Below are 17,476 nucleotides of genomic sequence, written 5' to 3' on the forward strand. Positions count from 1 at the left end.
CTGGAATTTGGCGCCGCCGCACGAAAGCCTTCGTCTGGCGCGCACTCGTCTCAAGCTGCTCAGCTCCACCCAGCTGCGCAACCACTCTCGTCCAGTCCTCGTTCAGAAGCGATTCGTCTGCCATGCCCCTTGGAATCACGTGTGATTCCAACACTCAAGAATAAACTTAACGCCTATGCGGCCTTCCCTGCGCCCTCTTCACAGAAGAGGGGCAAGGAAACGAGCAAAACTCGGGCGTTTCGGGCCGCGAGAATGCTGAGCCATGTGTGGAACACTGGTGCTGGCGAAACGACCCAGCTTGCTCGCCTCGCCGATGTCGCTTGAGGATCAGCGGCGGGCGGCGATCGCCGTCAGCTCCAGCTTGACGCCCGGGCCGAGATCCGCAACGCCAACGGCGGCACGCGCCGGCAGATGGTCCGCGGTGAAATAGCGCTTCCACACCTGGTTGAGCGCGGCCTTGTCGGCGAGGTCAGCCACGAAGATCGTCACCTGCAGAACGCAGGAGAGATCGGAGCCGGCCCCCTCGAGCAGGGTCTTCAACTGGCGCAGCACATCGTCGGCCTGGCCGGCCATGTCGAGCCCCGCATCCTCGGGAACGATGCCGCCGAGATAGAGCACGCCATTATGCTCGACGATCTCGTGGAGCAGTCCTTCATAGGGCAGGGAACGTGTGATCACGATCGCATCCGTGGGTGTTGCGGGCGCGCTGGCCGGGCGCAAGGCTTGTTTCAAGACGGCTCGCTTGAGTGGGGAAAGCTGGTGCTGCCAGACAGGATTGAACTGTCGACCTCTCCATTACCAATGGAGTGCTCTACCACTGAGCTACGGCAGCATGTGCTGGGATTAGAATCGGCCGCCACGGGGGCCTACCAAGCGGGCCGATATCTGCCACAAGCCCCCCTCCTGTGCAAGCTTGCTAGCCCCGTCAAAATGAGAAAATCGGGTCGATATCGGGGCCAAAATGCCCATTTTCGCGCGAAACGACCGACTTCCCGCCGATTCGGCGTCCGATATCCCCGCCCAACTGGCCAGTTGGCCCGGGGCCCGGATTCGATCCATTTCGCGTTTCGCACGATCGGATCACACCGGCCTCTTGAGCTGCCATGTTCGTTGGGCATGTTATGGCCGATCGCTGCGATGGACCTTTGATGACTGATCGGAACGACAAGAGTTCGAAACAGGATCGGGCGTCCCGGGACGACCGGCTGAAATCGGCGCTTCGCGAAAACCTGAAGCGGCGGAAGCTGCAGGCGCGCGAGCGCGCCGCAATCGCCGAGCCCTCGCAGAACGACGATGGTTCCCTAAATGAGGAGACCGCCGGCAAGTCCGGCGATTGATGACCGGCAGCTAGATTTTTGGAATGAGCGGGAATGACGATGGCGCAGCACGAGGTGCAACGAACCGACAGGGAGGCGCTGATGGCGCAGTTCACGCGTCCCGAGCAGACCTTTCCGACGCTGACACAAATCGAGATCGAGCGCCTGCGCCATTTCGGCGAGCTCAGGCACTATGAGGACGGCGAGCTCCTGTTCGAGACCGGCAAGCCCGGGCCGGGCATGTTCGTGGTGCTGGCGGGCCACGTCGCCATCACCCAGCGCGACGGGCTCGGTCACGTCACTCCGGTGATCGATCAGGGGCCGGGGCAATTTCTGGCCGAGCTCGGCCAGCTCTCGGGCCGGCCGGCGCTGGTAGACGGCCGCGCCGAAGGCGATGTCGAAGTGCTCCTCGTCCCGCCGGACCGGCTGCGCGCGCTGCTGGTGGCCGAAGCCGAGCTTGGCGAGCGCATCATGCGCGCGCTGATCCTGCGCCGCGTCAATCTGATCCAGGGCGGCATCGGCGGCCCCGTGCTGATCGGCCCGTCGAACTCCGCCGGCGTGGTGCGCCTGCAGGGCTTTCTCACCCGCAACGGCCAGCCGCATCATCTGCTCGATCCCGAGAGCGAGCATGACGCCGCCGAACTGATCGCGCGCTATTCGCCGAAGCCGGAGGATTGGCCGCTCGTCGTGACGGCCGGCGGCACCGTGCTGCGCAATCCCAGCGAGACCGAGCTCGGCCGCGCCATCGGCATGATCGGCGGCGCCAAGGACGGCCGCATCTACGACGTCGCGATCGTCGGCTGCGGGCCGGCGGGGCTCGCGACCGCAGTCTACGCGGCCTCCGAGGGTCTCTCGGTCGCGGTCGTCGACACCCGCGCCTTCGGCGGCCAGGCCGGCGCCAGCGCCCGCATCGAGAATTATCTGGGTTTCCCGACCGGCATCTCCGGCCAGGCGCTGGCGGGCCGCGCCTTCACCCAGGCGCAGAAGTTCGGCGCCGACATCATGATTCCGATGTCGGTGAGCTCGCTGGATTGCTCGCGTGCCAACGGCACCTTCGCGCTGGCGCTGGATTGCGGCGACACCTTGCGTTCCCGTGCCGTGGTGGTCGCCAGCGGCGCGCGCTATCGCCGTCCTGATATCGCCAACCTCGACAAGTTCGAGGGCCGCGGCGTCTGGTACTGGGCCTCGCCCGTGGAGGCAAGGCTCTGCGCCGGCGAGGAGGTGGCCCTGGTCGGCGCCGGCAATTCGGCCGGCCAGGCCGCGGTGTTCCTGTCGGGCCATGCCAAGCGCGTGCTGATGATCATCCGCGGCGGTGGCTTAGGGGCCAGCATGTCGCGCTATCTCATCGAGCGCATCGAAGCGACGCCGAACATCGAATTGATGTTCAACGCCGAGATCGCGGCGCTCGAAGGCGACGAGACCTCGCTGCTGCGGCGCATCCGATGGAAGAGCCGGCTGTCCGATGATGAGGATTCCGCCGACATCCGCAATCTCTTCTTGTTCGTCGGCGCCGATCCCGCCACCTCCTGGCTCGACGGCTGCGGCGTCACGCTCGATCGCGGCGGCTTCGTCGTGACAGGTGCGCAGTCCGAGCAGAACCAGGGCAGACTGGTGGCGCCGCTCGAGACCTCGGTGCCCGGCGTCTACGCGGTCGGCGACGTCCGCTCCGGCTCGGTCAAGCGCGTCGGCGGCGCCATCGGCGAGGGCGCGCAGGTCGTGGCCTCCCTGCACGGCTATCTCGGCGACGCCGCAAAACCGGCGCTTTAGGCAAGCAGAAGACAAGGGAATGGCAAGCCGAATGTGGCTTGCCATCGCGCCGGCAACTGCAGACTATCCCCTCATCCTGAGGAGCGCGCCTAAGCGCGCGTCTCGAAGGATGAAGGCCCCGGTGTAACAGCCGGGCCTCCATGGTTCGAGACGCGTGCTTCGCACGCTCCTCACCATGAGGGTGGACATAAAACAAGGATTCAACGGGAGGACTAAATGGCTGAAATCGTCGTGCTGTACAAAACACCCAAGGATGCTGCCGCCTTCGACAAATACTATGCCGAGACGCACATTCCGCTCGCCAAGAAGCTTCCCGGCCTGAAGAAATACGCCGTCAGCAAGGGGCCGGTCGCATCTCCTGCAGGTCCTTCCGGAATCCATCTCGTCGCCGTTCTCACCTTCGACAGCGTGGCCGACATCCAGGCGGCGTTCGCCAGTCCGGAAGGCAAGGCGACCGGCGCCGACGTGCCGAAATTCGCCAGCGGCGGCGCCGACATCTTGATCTTCGACACCAAGGACGTGTGAGGGATCGCTTCAACTTTCGTCGCAACCGGCGATCTCGTAGCCCGTAGCCCGGATGGAGCGAAGCGTAATCCGGGACAGGACCATCCAGGCGCGAGATTCCGGATTTCGCGGAGCCTGTCATCGGGCGGCGCTTCGCGCCGACCCGTTGGCTCCATCCGGGCTACGAAGTGCCTTCGTGACAGCGCTGCAAGAAATTCAGCCATGCGTTTGTCGAATCGCACGATGACGCATGGCTTCGCGCATGCATGCGACGCCAACGCATGTGGCAATCTCATGAGGACCGTAATACTACTCTCGTTGTCTCAATGCGGAGAGTAGGAGAGATGTCATGGTGCTTGGGTTGAGCCTGCCCGCCCTCACGCTGATCCATGTCGTCATCAGCCTGATCGCGATCGTCGCCGGCCTCGTCGTGATGTTCGGCCTGCTCGGCTCGAAGTCGATGCCGGGCCTCACCGCGATCTTCCTGCTGTTCACCATTCTCACCAGCGCCACTGGATTCCTGTTTCCGTTCAAGGAACTGCTGCCCTCGCACATCATCGGCATCATCTCGCTGGTGCTGCTCGCGATCGCCTGCATCGCGCTCTACGGCATGAAGCTCGCCGGAGTCTGGCGTCCGGTCTACATCGTGACCGCGATGGTCTCGCTCTATTTCAACGTCTTCGTGCTGGTGATCCAGTCGTTCCTGAAGGTGCCGGCGCTCGCCGCGCTCGCGCCTGCCGTGCCGCCGGCGCCGCCGTCGGGTCCGGTGTTCGCCGTGGTGCAGGGCATCGTGCTGGTGTTTTTCGTGGTGCTGACGATCGGCGCCTGGCGCCGCTACAAGCCGATGGCGTTTGCCTGATCACACGATTCTCAACGTTCGCAAGTGATGCGGGGCATCGCATTCGGGACATCGCATAACCATCTGCGGATCGTCGGCGCGTGCCTGTTCGCGCGTAACAATTTCACCGAAAGAGAGTAATCCATGCCCACCATCACCACGAAAGACGGCGTCGAGATCTTCTACAAGGACTGGGGCGCGGGCCAGCCGATCGTGTTCAGCCATGGCTGGCCGCTGTCATCGGACGATTGGGACGCGCAGATGCTGTATTTCGTCACGCGCGGCTATCGCGTCATCGCCCATGACCGCCGCGGCCACGGCCGCTCGGCGCAGGTCGCCGACGGCCACGACATGGATCATTATGCCGACGATCTCGCCGCGCTCACCGCGCATCTCGACCTCAAGAACGCCATTCATGTCGGGCATTCCACCGGCGGCGGCGAGGTCGTGCATTACATCGCGCGCCATGGCGAGAGCCGGGTGGCGAAAGCTGCGATCCTCTCCGCGGTGCCGCCGCTGATGGTGCAGACGCCGGCCAATCCCGGCGGGCTCCCAAAGAGCGTGTTCGACGATCTCCAGAAACAGCTCGCCGCCAGCCGCACGCAATTCTACCGCGACCTCCCCGCCGGCCCGTTCTACGGCTACAACCGCCCCGGCGCAAAACCGTCGGAAGCGGTGATCCAGAACTGGTGGCGCCAGGGCATGATGGGCGGCGCGAAGGCGCATTACGACGGCATCGTCGCGTTCTCGCAAACCGACTTCACCGAGGACTTCAAGAAGATCAACGTGCCCGTGCTGGTGATGCACGGCGACGACGACCAGATCGTGCCCTATGCCGACTCGGCGCCGCTGTCGGCCAAGCTGCTCAAGAAGGGCATCCTGAAGACGTACAAGGGATTCCCTCACGGCATGCCGACAACGCACGCCGAAACGATCAACGCCGACCTGCTGGCGTTTTTCAGGGAGTGAGTGACTCTTGACCCTCCCCTGGAGGGCCCCTCCAGGGGAGGGTAAGCAACCTCACTTCAATATCGCCCTGATCGCATCGAAGGTGCGCTTGACGAAAGCCTCCGGCTTCTCGCGCGTACCTTCGCCGATCCAGCTCTCGCCGCCGACGCGCATCGCGCCGGTGGCGATCATGGCGACGAGGCGCGCCTTCAGCTGGTCGGATTTGTTTCTCGCGCGCCGTGCAAGCCCTTCCGCAACCGCCCGCTCGAGCTTTTCGTATTTGAGCTGGTCGCGCGCCTGCAGCGCGGGATTGTCGCGCTTGAGCCGCGACATCGCTGCAGCTTCCGCCGGGTCGAGCCGTTTGACCGCTGCCGCGATCGCATTCTCCGCCGCCGTCAGCATGGATTCGTCCGCGGGCCGGGCGACGATCTCGGCGACCAGTGCGCTTGCCGCGCCCTCCTGCCAGGCGGCGACCACGTCCTCCTTCGACGCGAAATAATGGAAGAAGCTGCGCCGCGACACGTTCGCCGCCACCGCGATGTCGTCGATGGTCGTGGCCTCGAAGCCGCGCTCCAGGAACAGGGCCATCGCTGCGCGGGTCAGTCGCTCGCGGGTCTCTTGCCGCTTGCGCTGGCGCAGGCCGGCAGCAGGCGGCGATTTTGCAGCCGCTGACAATGACTTGACGCGTTTCCCGGCGACCTTCGAAGCCTTCAAATCATTCCACCTCTTGCAAGCTTGCACTCAGTGCACATTTAGACCGGTCGCGGGCCTTTTCCATCCCTGAAAGCCGCGGAGACATGGCATGACCGACTGGACCACGGCAGAGATCCCCTCGCTCAGCGGCAAGACCGTCGTCGTGACCGGGGCGACGGGCGGGCTCGGTTACGAGACGGCGATGGCGCTGGCGGGCGCCGGTGCCATTGTCATACTCACCGGACGCAATGACGCAAAGGGCCTGCGGGCGATCGAAGGCATTTGCGAGCGGTTTCCCGACGCGCTGATCGCCTATGAGCATCTCGACCTCGCAAGCCTTGGCTCCGTCGCCGATTTTGCCCGGCGCTTCGCCGCCGACAACGAACGGCTCGATCTCCTCGTCAACAATGCCGGCGTGATGGCGCTGCCGAAGCGGGAGCAGACGGAGGATGGTTTCGAGATGCAGCTCGGCACCAACTATCTCGGTCACTACGCCCTGACGGCGCGGCTGTTGCCGCAGCTTCGCCGCGCCAAGGCGCCCCGCATCGTCAATCTCTCGAGCCTTGCCCACCGCTCCGGTGCGATCAATTTCGACGATCTGCAAAGCAAGCATTCCTATGGTCCGTGGCGCGCCTACTGCCAATCCAAGCTGGCGATGCTGATGTTTGCGCTGGAGTTGCAGCGCCGCAGCCTCGCTGCCGGTTGGGGCCTGACGAGCCTTGCCGCCCATCCCGGCTACGCGCGGACCGACCTCATTGCGAACGGCCCCGGCGCCAATACGTTCCAGTGGCGGGTCGGCCGGCTGTTGCAGCCGTTGATCAGCCAGTCCGCAGCCGAAGGCGCGTTGCCCACGCTGTTTGCGGCGACCGCTCCGGACGTCGAGCCCGGCAGCTATTACGGTCCAAACGGGTATTACGAATTGAAGGGGACACCGGGGCCGGCGAAGATCATGGCGCGGGCGAAGGATCTCGCTGCGGCGGCCATGCTGTGGGATGCCTCGGCAACGCTGACCGGTGTATCCTTCGACGAGATCGCGGCCGCCGCATGAGCCTTGAGGACATCGCGATCAGCGTCGCCCGGGAGGGGTATCCGCGCAAGGTGCCGGAGATCGAGGCTACCAATAGCCTCTAGCCTGTCGGCCCGTTAGTTTGTGCGGAAATTTCAGTGCCCGTGCGCGTTGAGCCCTGTCCACTGCGAAGGAGAAGCGTCCGGCGATGTCGCCCCAGCTCAAACTGATCGCGCTCGACGCCGACGATCTCGCCGTGATCTCGACCCATGTCCAGGACGCCCGGGTCCAGACGTCCGACATCATCTGGCGGCAGAGCGAGAAGCGGCTTGTGGTCGGAATGAGCCGGCTGGACTGGGAGCAGACGCTGGAGGGCGAGGCCGAGCCGCGCCGGCTGGTCGCTGCGCTCCGCTTCGACCGTGTGCTCGCCTGCAAGTCGCGCAACATCGACCCCGCCGCGCCGGACGAGGTGCTGGATCTCGTCGGCATTGAATTTCACCCCCAGGACGGGCGCCATGAGGAGCCCGGCGGGAGCGCCCTGCTTTTGTTCGCCCGGGGCGGTGCCATCCGCCTGGACGTCGAGTGCCTGGAATGCGAGCTGACCGACCTCGGGGCCGACGAGTTGGGGACAGGGCCGGGCATCGAGGAATAAGGCGGTATGCCAGCGCCCCCCAGCAAACCGGCGCCGTCCCGGCGAACGCCGGGATCCACAGCCACCGGGGGTAATTATTGAGCACAATCGGGGGCCCATCTCGTTTCAACAACAAGGCCCTGGGGTTATGGGTCCCGGCGTCCGCCGGGACGACATCTCGCAAGGGTTGACGGCGGGTGGCCGCCGCGCCATTGAGCAGGGGACCGGTGCGCCGATCCGCCCCTCAAGACCAGCCAGAAGCCAAGCGAAACATGCCCGTTCGCCTCGACCGCAGCAGCGCCGATTTTGACCAGCGATTCGCCGCCTTCCTCGCCGCCAAGCGCGAGGCTTCGGCCGATGTCGAGGCCGCCGCGCGCGCGATCGTCGATGACGTGGCCAAACGTGGCGATGCCGCCCTGCTCGAAGCCACGGCAAAGTTCGACCGGCTGACGCTGGATGCTTCGGAGTTGCGGGTGTCCGCCGCCGAGATCGAGGCCGCCGTGAACGCCTGCGAGCCTGCGACGCTGGATGCGCTCAAGCTGGCGCGGGACCGCATCGAGACTTATCACCGCCGCCAGCTGCCGAAGGACGAGCGCTTCACCGATCCGCTCGGCGTCGAGCTCGGCTGGCGCTACACCGCGATCGAATCCGCGGGCCTCTATGTGCCGGGCGGCACTGCCGCCTATCCGTCATCAGTGCTGATGAACTCCGTGCCGGCGAAAGTCGCCGGCGTTGCGCGCCTCGTGATGGTGGTGCCCTCGCCGGACGGCAAGCTCAATCCGCTGGTGCTGGCGGCGGCGCATCTCGGTGGCGTCACCGAGATCTACCGTGTCGGCGGCGCGCAGGCGGTGGCCGCGCTCGCGCACGGCACCGCGACCATCGCGCCGGTCGCCAAGATCGTCGGCCCCGGCAATGCCTATGTCGCCGCCGCCAAGCGGCTGGTGTTCGGCAAGGTCGGTATCGACATGATCGCCGGCCCCTCGGAGGTGCTCGTCATCGCCGATGACACCGGCAATGCCGACTGGATCGCCGCTGACCTGCTGGCGCAGGCCGAGCACGATGCGAGCGCACAGTCGATCCTGATCACGGACTCGGCGCGCCTCGCCGCCGACGTCGAAAAGGCGGTCGAAGCGCAGCTGAAGACGCTGCCGCGTGCCGCGATCGCCAGCGCGTCCTGGGCCGATTTCGGCGCCGTGATCATGGTGAAGAACTTGGGCGACGCAATCCCGCTCGCCGACGCCATCGCGGCCGAGCATCTCGAGATCATGACCGTTGATCCCGACGCGCTCGCGGCAAAGATCCGCAATGCCGGCGCGGTGTTCCTCGGGCCGCATACGCCCGAGGCGATCGGCGACTACGTCGGCGGCTCCAACCACGTGCTGCCGACGGCGCGCTCGGCGCGATTTTCCTCAGGCCTGTCGGTGCACGACTTCATGAAGCGCACCTCGATCCTGAAATGCGGACCCGATCAATTGCGTGCGCTGGGTCCGGCCGCGATGACGCTCGGCAAGGCGGAGGGGCTGGACGCCCATTCGCGCTCGGTTGGATTGCGCCTCAATCTGTCATGACAAAGCCGCCCGAACAGGACGACTCGACCAATCGTATCGTCGGCGTCACGCTCGACGAGGACTCGATCGGCCGTTCCGGGCCGGACATCGAGCATGAGCGGGCGATCGCGATCTACGATCTGATCGAGCAGAATTTGTTCGCGCCCGAGGGTGCCGAGGGCAAGGGCCCGTTCACGCTGCATATCGGCATCACCGGCAACCGGTTGATGTTCGACATCCGCCGCGAGGACGGATCGCCCGTGGTCGCGCATCTGTTGTCGCTGACGCCGTTCCGGCGGATCGTGAAGGACTATTTCATGATCTGCGACAGCTACTACCAGGCGATCCGCACCGCGACCCCGGACAAGATCGAGGCCATCGACATGGGCCGCCGCGGCATCCATGACGAGGGATCGCGCACGCTCCAGGAGCGGCTGAAGGGCAAGGTGCGGGTCGATTTCGAGACCTCGCGCCGGCTGTTCACGCTCATTACTGTCCTTCATTGGAAGGGCTAGGCGCGATGGCGGGTCCGCCACGCGCACGCGATCCACAATCGGTGCTGTTCGCCTGTGCGATGAACAGCGTGCGCTCGCCGATGGCCGAGAGCCTGTTGCAGCACATGTTTCCGCAGGGCCTCTACGTGAAGTCGGCCGGCAGCAGGAAGGGCGAGCTCGATCCATTCGCAGTGGTCGTGATGGCCGAGCTCGGCCAGGACATCTCGGCTCACAAGCCGCAGACCTTCGAGGAGCTGGAGGACTGGGAGGGGCTGAATTTCGACCTCATCATCACGCTCTCGCCCGAGGCGCATCACAAGGCGCTGGAGCTGACGCGGACACTCGCGGCCGAGGTCGAATACTGGCCGATGCAGGATCCCACCACCATCGAAGGCAGCCGCGACCAGAAGCTCGCCGCCTACCGCGAGGTCTGCGATCAGCTCTTGATGCGCATCCGCAAGCGGTTTGCCAAGGTGGGGGCAGCATCGGAGTGATCTCGTGTCCCGGACGCGGCGCAGCGTGCCACAAGCGCGTTTACGCGCGTCTTCGACACGCTTGGCGCTGCAGAGCCGGGGCCCATCTCACCGCGATCTGCCGTGCATGGGTCCCGGCTCAGCGTCGCGGCATTTCATGCCGCGCCGCGTCCGGGACACGAGACCTCCCGTAACACCCGCGTCACAGAGCGCAGGCACAGCCATGTCGGAAACCTCGAACCACCAAACCTCCGGTTCCCGGGTTGTGAAACCGGCCCCCTTCCGATAGGTTCCGCGCGCAATTCACCCCGCTACATCCCCCAAATCACCTGATGCTTGGCCGCCCCAAATTCGTACTTGCCTCCGGTTCGCCGCGTCGGCTGTCGCTGCTCAACCAGGCCGGCATCGAGCCGGACGCGCTCCGGCCGGCCGACGTCGACGAGACGCCGAGGCGGGGCGAGCTGCCGCGCGCCTGCGCCAACCGGCTCGCAAGGGCCAAAGCTGACGCCGCGCTGAAATCGGTGCAACTCGACGACGAGCTGCGCGGCGCCTTCATCCTCGCGGCGGACACGGTGGTGGCGGTCGGTCGCCGCATCCTGCCCAAGGCCAATCTGGTCGATGAGGCCGCGCAGTGCCTGCGGCTGCTGTCGGGCCGCAACCACCGCGTCTACACCGCGATCTGCCTCGTCACGCCGCGCGAAGCCTTCCGTCAGCGCCTGGTCGAGACCCGCGTGCGCTTCAAGCGTCTCTCGGAGGACGACATCCAGGCCTATATCGGCTCCGGCGAATGGCGCGGCAAAGCCGGCGGCTATGCCGTGCAGGGCATCGCCGGTTCCTTCGTGGTGAAGATGGTGGGGTCCTACAGCAACGTCGTCGGCCTGCCGCTCTACGAAACCACGGCGCTGCTCGGCGGCGAAGGTTTTCCGATCCGCTTCGGCTGGCTCAACGCCACCGCGGTGTGAGTGCGACGGCTGGCTGACAAGAATCTCGAAAACAACCCCATGCACAGTAGAATGGCCCGGCCGGGTCCGGGCCGCGTCGCATGTGCCGTTGCACCAGGAACCCGTTTGCCGACAGGCGCTTGAACTTCCTCACCCCGTGTAAGCTGCGCACCTCATGGACGACCAAGTCAAAAAGCCCGCCGGCCCACTCAAAACCTGCCCGATCTGCGGCAAGCCGCAGGCGCAGGCCACCCGCCCGTTCTGCTCCTCGCGCTGCCGCGACGTCGATTTGAACCGCTGGCTGAAAGGCTCCTACGTCATCCCCGGTCGCGATGACGACGTGGACGACGTCGAATAACTAAGTAAAATCAACTCATTACACGTGCGATCGATGCGCCGCGCGTAAGCCTTGGCAGGAAGGCCCGGCCTTGTGCACAGCCGGGCCGTGCCCCGCGAAGCCAAAGGCGAAGCGTGGGTGGACAGGCCGCTTCTAGCCCACTATAAACCGCCCGCTCGATGGGCTTTGGCCCCTCTCTTGGAGCACGCCCAGGTAGCTCAGTTGGTAGAGCATGCGACTGAAAATCGCAGTGTCGGTGGTTCGATTCCGCCCCTGGGCACCATGACTACGATTTTGTGCGACGGCATGGCGGGCTGCCGTCCGGACTACATGCCGGTCGTTCTGGCGGCACTCGAGGCCGCGCTGGGCCCGCTCTTCACCATCCATGGCTTGCTCTGCACGACGGGCTTCTCGAGTCCGATCATCGTCGTAAATGGACCGTCGCCCGAGAGATCGGGATGAATTTCGGCATCAAGCGACAGCTCTACCGGGCTCACCGGCGCCGGCGCGCGCCGGCTTGAGCGTTGATCATCGACACGATCGTCTCTCGGATCCAGCGTTGACCGCTGTGTCCGTGACTGCGCTCGTGCCACACCATCCCGACTGCGAACCCGTCGATGGGGAATGGACAGTCGATCAATTTGAGCTTGTCGGCGCGGCCGACGACCAGCCGCTCCGGCACCAGGGCCACGAAGTCGGACCGGGCCACGATCTCGGGAACGAACAGGAATGAAGCGGCCGACAGCACCACTCGTCTTTTCTGTCCGAAGGCCCCCAGCGCGTCGTCCACGGGTGTGACGAAGTCACCCCCGCGAAGCGACACGATCACGTGCTCCAGCTGGGCAAACTCCTTGACCGTGATCTTGCCGCGAAGTCGCGGGTGATCGCGGCGGCCAATGAGCACATACCGCTCGTCGAACAGATGTCTGGTGCGAAGCCTGGGCGGGGCATCTTGCGGCGTCATCAGCGCGAGATCCACGTCGCCCCGCTCCATCTGTGTTTCCAGCTGCAGCAGATCCAGATTGCGGATCGCTACGCGTACCCCGGGCGCCCTCGTCCTGAGCTGCATGACCAGCGGTTCGACCAGCGCCGCCTGCAAATAATCCGTGCAGGCGATCGCGAAGCTCAACTTCGCTTTGGCGGGATCGAAGTGCCTGTGTGTGGCCACGGTGGCGCGAACCTGATCCAGCGCCCGGCGCAGCGGATCGAGCAGTTCGATGGCCTTGACGGTTGGCGTCATCCCTCGCTGGGCAGGGATCAGCAACAAGTCATCGAATTCATTCCTGAGGCGATTCAGCTGGGCGCTGACTGCGGGTTGGCTCAGGTGCAGGCGGGCGGCGGCTTTAGTCACGTTCTGCTCCACGAGCAGCGCCTCCAGCGTGACGAGCAGATTGAGGTCGAGGCGGTTGGTATCCATGCTGTGGATAGTAGCCGAGCATTTCCGTGATTTCAAATATAGCTGACGGTGGTGTTCTCTTGCCGGGACGAAGGTTCGTCTTTTCCGCTTGGGAGCTCAGTCCATGAAAATTCTGCTGGTTTTCGCACATCCCGAACCGAATTCACTCAACGGAGCGCTCCGCGATATTGCAATCGAGGAGCTGAAGGCGCAGGGGCATGAGGTGCGCGTCAAGGACCTGTATGCCGACCGCTGGAAGTCGGAAGTCGACCGCGCTGACTTCCCGGCGTGGCCGCCCGGCGAGCGCTTCATCGCAGGCCTGGCCTCCAAGAAGGCTTTCGAATCCGACACCCTCACTGCGGACGTGAAAGCCGAAATCGAGAGCCTGCTTTGGGCAGACACGTTGATCCTTCAGTTTCCGCTGTGGTGGTACAGCATGCCGGCCATCCTGAAGGGATGGGTCGAACGAGTGTTTGCATACGGGTTCGCTTACGGGGTTGGCGAACACAGCGAACAGCGTTGGGGTGATCGTTTCGGGGAAGGCACGCTGGCCGGCAAGCGGGCCATGTTGGTGGTGACGACCGGTGGTTGGGAGGACCACTACTCGGATCGCGGCGTCAACGGTCCGATCGACGACCTCTTGTTCCCGATCAACCACGGGATCCTGTATTATCCGGGCTACGACGTGCTGCCGCCGTTTCTCGTCTACAGAGTGGATCGTTTCAGCGATGGTGAATTCGATCGCGCGGCCGAGCGCCTGCGCGGGCGCATGAGAACCATCGAGACAACGGCGCCGATTCCCTACCGGCAACAGAACGGGGGCGACTACTTCATCCCCAGCATGCAACTGAAGCCCGGGCTTGAGGACGCAGGTGCGTCGGGCTTTTCGCTGCATGTGAGCCGCGCCAGCGCGACGGAAAGTTCGAGAGCCAAATCGGGAGGAGTGCATTGAGAGGTCGCCGCTTTCGGAGGGCAAGTGGAAGCGCCGGGGAACACGCGCGCCACGTCGAAGCGCGCATCGTCAGTCAGCGAAGCACGCCGTTCGTCCGTAGCGAATGCACGAAATCGATCACCGCCAGAATCATCACGCCAACAACAATGACGATGAGCGGGATGGCCTTGATCCAAACCACCAGGATTCCAAGAAATGTCATCACAAGCGCGAGGCCGATGATTCCGGTGATCAGATTGGTCATCGCACTTTCCTTTTCTCCGCACCGGGGCCCGATTGCGACCCAGCGCTCGGGACTTTGCGCCGACCGCCACGACGAGTGTGCCCGACTTTATTGACGAGCCAGTGCGCCGTGCGTAAGAGGCGGGCATCGTTGCCGCGACGGCCGACAAGCTGAACGCCCAGCGGAAGGCCGGTTTCGGAGCTCATCAATGGCAGGCTGATGGCGGGCACACCGAGATAGGTCCAGCTCGTGCAGAAAATCGGGCTGCCGGTCGTCTCGATTCCGGGCGCCTCGCCTGGCGCCGCGGGCGTCAGGACGGCGTCGTATTCGTCGAAAACATGGTCCAGACCCCGGTTGAGGGATGTAATCCCGGCCAGGGCATTGCAATAATCCACCGCGAGATGTGTGCGGCCGCGCTCGATCGCCTGCCGCAGCCGAGTGCTGAGCTTGTCGCCGCCTCGCTGGTAGTCACGCCGCAGATTGTGCGCCATGTCAACTTCCATGATGATGCGGTGCATATCGACGACCTTGTCGAAGCTTGGACCAAGCTCGACTTCGCTCGAAGCCTCGCCCAAAGCCTCGACAAGCTCAGCAAAGGCGTCACGCGTCACCGGCTCGGCCTGATCCCAGACCGCAGAGCGCACAAAGGCAAAGCGCGGTGGCAACGGCGGCTCGCTCGCCGCTACGGCGGAGAATGGCGGACGCGCAACAGGCCGCGTGTCCGGATCCTCCTGATCGAACCCGACCAATACCTCGGCCAGCAGCGCCACGTCCTCGACGCTGCGCCCGAACACGCCGACATGATCGAGTGTGCGCGACAATTCGAGCGCGCCGCTGCGCGGAATGAGGCCGTGCGTGGGCTTGAAGCCGACCACGCCGCAGAAGGCGGCAGGACGGATCACCGAGCCGTTGGTCTGCGAGCCGATGGCACCTGGCACCATCAGCGCCGCAACGGCCGCGGCGGAGCCCGAGGACGATCCGCCGGGCGTGTGATCCCGGTTGTGCGGATTTCGGGTCTTGCCCGGATTGTAATACGCGTACTCGGTGGTCACCGTCTTGCCGAGGATCACAGCTCCTGCCGCGCGCAGACGCGCCACGGCCGCCGCATCGCGGCGCGGCGTGCGTCCGGCCCAAAGACTTGATCCGAATTCCGTCGGCATGTCGCCGGTGTCGAAGATATCCTTGATGCCGACCGGGACGCCGTGCAGCGGCCCCGTCGCCTTGCCTTGCTTGCGATGATCGTCGGCGGCCTCGGCCTGCTGCATCGCGTGGTCGCGATCGAGGAACGCCCACGCATGGATATCGCGATCGACCTCATCGATGCGCCTGAGGCAGTCGCCGACGAGCTCCACTGAGCTGAGCCGGCCGTCGCGGATGCCGGCCGCCGCTTCCATGAGGCCGAGCGTGTTGAGGCTCATGCGCAGCCTTTCGTCGGTTTGCCGGGCGCGCTCATCGCGATCCATAGAGATAGCTCGGCAGCCACAATGCGATCTCCGGGAAGATGTAGACCAGTGCCATGGTGAGGAAGACCAGGCCGACAAAGGGAAGCGCGCCGGAGAAGATATCGGTCAGCTTCACCTGCGGCGGCGCCACGCCCTTCAGATAGAAGGCGGCCATCGCGACCGGCGGCGTATTGAACGCCGTCTGCGTGTTCAGTGCCACCAGGATGCCGAAGAAGATCGGATCGATGCCGTACTGGGGAAGCAGCGGCAGGAAGATGGGCACGAAGATGATGATGATCTCGGTCCATTCCAGCGGCCAGCCGAGCAGGAAGATGATCACCTGGGTCAACAGCAGGAACCCGGTCGGCGACAGATTCATCGAGATGAAGAACTGCTCGACCACGGTCTGTCCGCCAAGGACGGCAAACACGGCGGAGAATGTCCACGAACCGATGAACAGGTAGCAGACCATCGCGGTGGCGCGCACGGTCAGATATACCGATTCGCGCATCATCGTGAAGTTGAGCGAACGATAGGCGGCGGCCAGAACGATGCTCATGAGCGCGCCTACCGCCGCCGCCTCGGACGGCGTTGCCAGGCCGAACAGGATCGCGCCGAGCACTGATACGATGAGCAACGCGAGCGGCAGGAACGACGTGGCGAGCGCCCAGATCACCGTGCTGATGGGCACGTTGGTCTGCTCGGGCGGCAGCTTCGGTGCGAGCGCGGGATTGATGATCGCGCGCGCCATTGCATAGAGGACATAAAACAGAGCCAGCAAGAACCCCGGAAGAAACGCGGCCGCATAAAGCTTGACCGCCGAAACGCCGGCGGTTGCCGCATAGACGATCAGCAGAATGCTCGGCGGAATCAGGATGCCGAGGCAACCGCCGGCGCAGACGACACCAGCCGACAGCTTGGTGTCGTAGCCGGCGCGCAGCATCGCGGGCAATGCCAGCAGGCCCATCAGCGTGACGACGGCGCCGACGATGCCGGTGGCGGTCGCGAACATCGCGCAGGTGATCAGCGTGGCCACCGCAAGCGCGCCCGGCACGTTCTTCATCGACAATTGCAGCGAGTAGAACAGGCGGTCGAGAATGTTTGCGCGCTCGATCAAATAGCCCATGAACAGGAACAGCGGAACCGCCACCAGCACGTCGCTGGATGTGACCTCGAACGTCTTCTGCACCAGCAGCGTGAAGATGCGGTTCTGGAAGAAGTCCTGACCGGGGGTGTAGTAGGCATAGTAGCCGAACGAGACGCCCATCGCCATCAGCGTGAAGGCGATCGGGAAGCCGAGCATGATGATGAAGATGAAGAGGCCCAGCATCAGCATGCCGAGTTGAGGATCGGTCATGCGCCTGGTCCCTTCTCGCTCTGCGGCTCAGCCGCGTGCTGCTGATGTTCGCGGATGACGAGGCTCTCGGTCTCCTCCACGTCGTGCAGGCGTTGCGGCCATCGGCCGGTGCGGATGCACAGCACACAGCGAACGATCTCGGCGAACCCTTGCAGAAACAGAAGGAAGCCGGTGAGCGGGATCAGCGCTTTCAGCGGAAACACCGGCACGCCGGCCGGACTGAAGATGCTGACTTCGCGGAATCGCACCGACATCTGGGCGTAATTCCAGCCCGAATACATCAGCGCCGCGATCGCCGGCAGGAAGAACAGGATATACAGGACGAGGTCCATCGTTGCCTGGGTGCGCGGCGACCAGAGGCGGTAGACCACGTCGGCGCGTACATGGCCGTTGCGCGAGAGCGTATATGCGCCGGCCATCAGGAACATCGCGCCATAGGTGATGTAGCTGACGTCGAAAGCCCAGGTGGTCGGCGCACGCAGCACGTAGCGCACGAATACCTCGTAGCTGACACCCAGCGTAAGGACGAGAATCAGCCAGGCGAACGCCTTGCCGACCCACGTGCTGAGCTCGTCGATGAAGAACAGGAATTTCGTCATGCGAGCCGAGCT

The 17,476-nt window shown here is 64.6% G+C and carries 21 protein-coding genes and 2 tRNA genes; 15 read left to right on the forward strand and 8 right to left on the reverse strand.

Annotation, left to right across the window (positions count from 1 at the left end):
- Positions 1 to 327 precede the first annotated feature (327 nt).
- Both JQ566_RS10380 and JQ566_RS10385 read right to left on the reverse strand, forming a co-directional pair.
- The gene (locus JQ566_RS10380; protein ID WP_212372152.1) at positions 328 to 678 is read right to left on the reverse strand and encodes a RidA family protein; all 351 of its coding nucleotides are present in this window, start codon (positions 676 to 678) and stop codon (positions 328 to 330) included.
- A 79-nt stretch (positions 679 to 757) separates the two neighbouring features.
- A tRNA-Thr gene (locus tag JQ566_RS10385) sits at positions 758 to 832 on the reverse strand.
- Positions 833 to 1,148: 316 nt separating this feature from the next.
- Here JQ566_RS10385 and JQ566_RS10390 point away from each other — a divergent pair.
- The 5 genes from JQ566_RS10390 (at position 1,149) to JQ566_RS10410 (ending at position 5,394) form a co-directional block, all read left to right on the forward strand.
- Positions 1,149 to 1,337, forward strand: coding sequence for a hypothetical protein (locus tag JQ566_RS10390; RefSeq protein WP_212372153.1), 189 nt, complete (start codon positions 1,149 to 1,151; stop codon positions 1,335 to 1,337).
- A 39-nt stretch (positions 1,338 to 1,376) separates the two neighbouring features.
- A complete protein-coding gene (locus JQ566_RS10395) occupies positions 1,377 to 3,083 on the forward strand; it encodes an FAD-dependent oxidoreductase (RefSeq protein ID WP_212372623.1) in 1,707 nt (568 codons plus the stop codon).
- A 216-nt stretch (positions 3,084 to 3,299) separates the two neighbouring features.
- On the forward strand, positions 3,300 to 3,608 hold the full coding sequence (locus JQ566_RS10400; RefSeq protein WP_212372154.1) for an EthD family reductase: 309 nt from the start codon (positions 3,300 to 3,302) through the stop codon (positions 3,606 to 3,608).
- Positions 3,609 to 3,936: 328 nt separating this feature from the next.
- Positions 3,937 to 4,446, forward strand: coding sequence for a hypothetical protein (locus JQ566_RS10405; RefSeq protein WP_212372155.1), 510 nt, complete (start codon positions 3,937 to 3,939; stop codon positions 4,444 to 4,446).
- A gap of 123 nt (positions 4,447 to 4,569) precedes the next feature.
- Entirely contained in the window at positions 4,570 to 5,394 is an 825-nt protein-coding gene (locus JQ566_RS10410) for an alpha/beta fold hydrolase (RefSeq protein WP_212372156.1), read from the forward strand.
- Positions 5,395 to 5,445: 51 nt separating this feature from the next.
- Here JQ566_RS10410 and JQ566_RS10415 read toward each other — a convergent pair whose 3' ends face one another.
- The gene (locus JQ566_RS10415) at positions 5,446 to 6,087 is read right to left on the reverse strand and encodes a TetR/AcrR family transcriptional regulator (RefSeq protein ID WP_212372157.1); all 642 of its coding nucleotides are present in this window, start codon (positions 6,085 to 6,087) and stop codon (positions 5,446 to 5,448) included.
- Positions 6,088 to 6,175: 88 nt separating this feature from the next.
- On the opposite strand from JQ566_RS10415, the gene JQ566_RS10420 reads away from it, so the two are divergent.
- From JQ566_RS10420 to JQ566_RS10460, 9 genes are all read left to right on the forward strand, one after another.
- Entirely contained in the window at positions 6,176 to 7,114 is a 939-nt protein-coding gene (locus tag JQ566_RS10420; RefSeq protein ID WP_212372158.1) for an SDR family oxidoreductase, read from the forward strand.
- A 166-nt stretch (positions 7,115 to 7,280) separates the two neighbouring features.
- Positions 7,281 to 7,724, forward strand: a complete 444-nt coding sequence (locus JQ566_RS10425) for a DUF2948 family protein (RefSeq protein WP_212372159.1) — start codon at positions 7,281 to 7,283, stop codon at positions 7,722 to 7,724.
- 251 nt (positions 7,725 to 7,975) lie between these two features.
- Positions 7,976 to 9,271 carry a histidinol dehydrogenase gene (gene hisD / locus JQ566_RS10430; RefSeq protein ID WP_212372160.1) on the forward strand — a complete coding sequence of 432 codons (1,296 nt, stop codon included), beginning with the start codon at positions 7,976 to 7,978 and terminating at the stop codon, positions 9,269 to 9,271.
- The gene (locus tag JQ566_RS10435) at positions 9,268 to 9,765 is read left to right on the forward strand and encodes a UPF0262 family protein (protein WP_212372161.1); all 498 of its coding nucleotides are present in this window, start codon (positions 9,268 to 9,270) and stop codon (positions 9,763 to 9,765) included. Before hisD ends, JQ566_RS10435 begins: the two co-directional genes overlap by 4 nt.
- A 5-nt stretch (positions 9,766 to 9,770) precedes the next feature.
- Entirely contained in the window at positions 9,771 to 10,238 is a 468-nt protein-coding gene (locus JQ566_RS10440; RefSeq protein WP_212372162.1) for an arsenate reductase ArsC, read from the forward strand.
- A 311-nt stretch (positions 10,239 to 10,549) separates the two neighbouring features.
- A complete protein-coding gene (locus JQ566_RS10445; RefSeq protein ID WP_212372163.1) occupies positions 10,550 to 11,179 on the forward strand; it encodes a Maf-like protein in 630 nt (209 codons plus the stop codon).
- 154 nt (positions 11,180 to 11,333) lie between these two features.
- Positions 11,334 to 11,516 carry a DNA gyrase inhibitor YacG gene (gene yacG, locus JQ566_RS10450; protein ID WP_212372164.1) on the forward strand — a complete coding sequence of 61 codons (183 nt, stop codon included), beginning with the start codon at positions 11,334 to 11,336 and terminating at the stop codon, positions 11,514 to 11,516.
- A 186-nt stretch (positions 11,517 to 11,702) separates the two neighbouring features.
- Positions 11,703 to 11,778: transfer RNA gene (locus JQ566_RS10455), tRNA-Phe, on the forward strand.
- The gene (locus JQ566_RS10460) at positions 11,778 to 11,957 is read left to right on the forward strand and encodes a hypothetical protein (RefSeq protein ID WP_212372165.1); all 180 of its coding nucleotides are present in this window, start codon (positions 11,778 to 11,780) and stop codon (positions 11,955 to 11,957) included. The genes JQ566_RS10455 and JQ566_RS10460 overlap by 1 nt, the downstream gene beginning before the upstream one ends.
- 31 nt (positions 11,958 to 11,988) lie before the next feature.
- Here the strand turns inward: JQ566_RS10460 and JQ566_RS10465 are convergent, their stop codons facing one another.
- Positions 11,989 to 12,912 (reverse strand): LysR family transcriptional regulator, encoded by a 924-nt coding sequence (locus tag JQ566_RS10465; protein ID WP_212372166.1) that lies wholly within the window; start codon positions 12,910 to 12,912, stop codon positions 11,989 to 11,991.
- A gap of 103 nt (positions 12,913 to 13,015) precedes the next feature.
- Between JQ566_RS10465 and JQ566_RS10470 the strand changes: the two genes are divergently transcribed.
- Positions 13,016 to 13,843, forward strand: coding sequence for an NAD(P)H-dependent oxidoreductase (locus JQ566_RS10470; protein WP_212372167.1), 828 nt, complete (start codon positions 13,016 to 13,018; stop codon positions 13,841 to 13,843).
- Positions 13,844 to 13,916: 73 nt separating this feature from the next.
- Here JQ566_RS10470 and JQ566_RS10475 read toward each other — a convergent pair whose 3' ends face one another.
- From JQ566_RS10475 to JQ566_RS10490, 4 genes are read right to left on the reverse strand one after another with little or no spacing between them, the layout of a single operon-like run.
- On the reverse strand, positions 13,917 to 14,087 hold the full coding sequence (locus JQ566_RS10475; RefSeq protein WP_212372168.1) for a hypothetical protein: 171 nt from the start codon (positions 14,085 to 14,087) through the stop codon (positions 13,917 to 13,919).
- Positions 14,084 to 15,529: an amidase gene (locus JQ566_RS10480; protein WP_249139373.1), complete on the reverse strand. Its 1,446-nt coding sequence runs from the start codon at positions 15,527 to 15,529 to the stop codon at positions 14,084 to 14,086. Before JQ566_RS10480 ends, JQ566_RS10475 begins: the two co-directional genes overlap by 4 nt.
- Positions 15,516 to 16,865 (reverse strand): TRAP transporter large permease, encoded by a 1,350-nt coding sequence (locus JQ566_RS10485; RefSeq protein ID WP_212372169.1) that lies wholly within the window; start codon positions 16,863 to 16,865, stop codon positions 15,516 to 15,518. Before JQ566_RS10485 ends, JQ566_RS10480 begins: the two co-directional genes overlap by 14 nt.
- Complete coding sequence (locus JQ566_RS10490) at positions 16,862 to 17,464, reverse strand: TRAP transporter small permease subunit (RefSeq protein WP_212372170.1); 603 nt, start codon at positions 17,462 to 17,464, stop codon at positions 16,862 to 16,864. Before JQ566_RS10490 ends, JQ566_RS10485 begins: the two co-directional genes overlap by 4 nt.
- Positions 17,465 to 17,476 lie beyond the last annotated feature (12 nt).

Origin of the sequence: Bradyrhizobium sp. SZCCT0231 (genome assembly GCF_018130245.1) — a bacterium.
GTDB lineage: Bacteria > Pseudomonadota > Alphaproteobacteria > Rhizobiales > Xanthobacteraceae > Bradyrhizobium > Bradyrhizobium japonicum_F.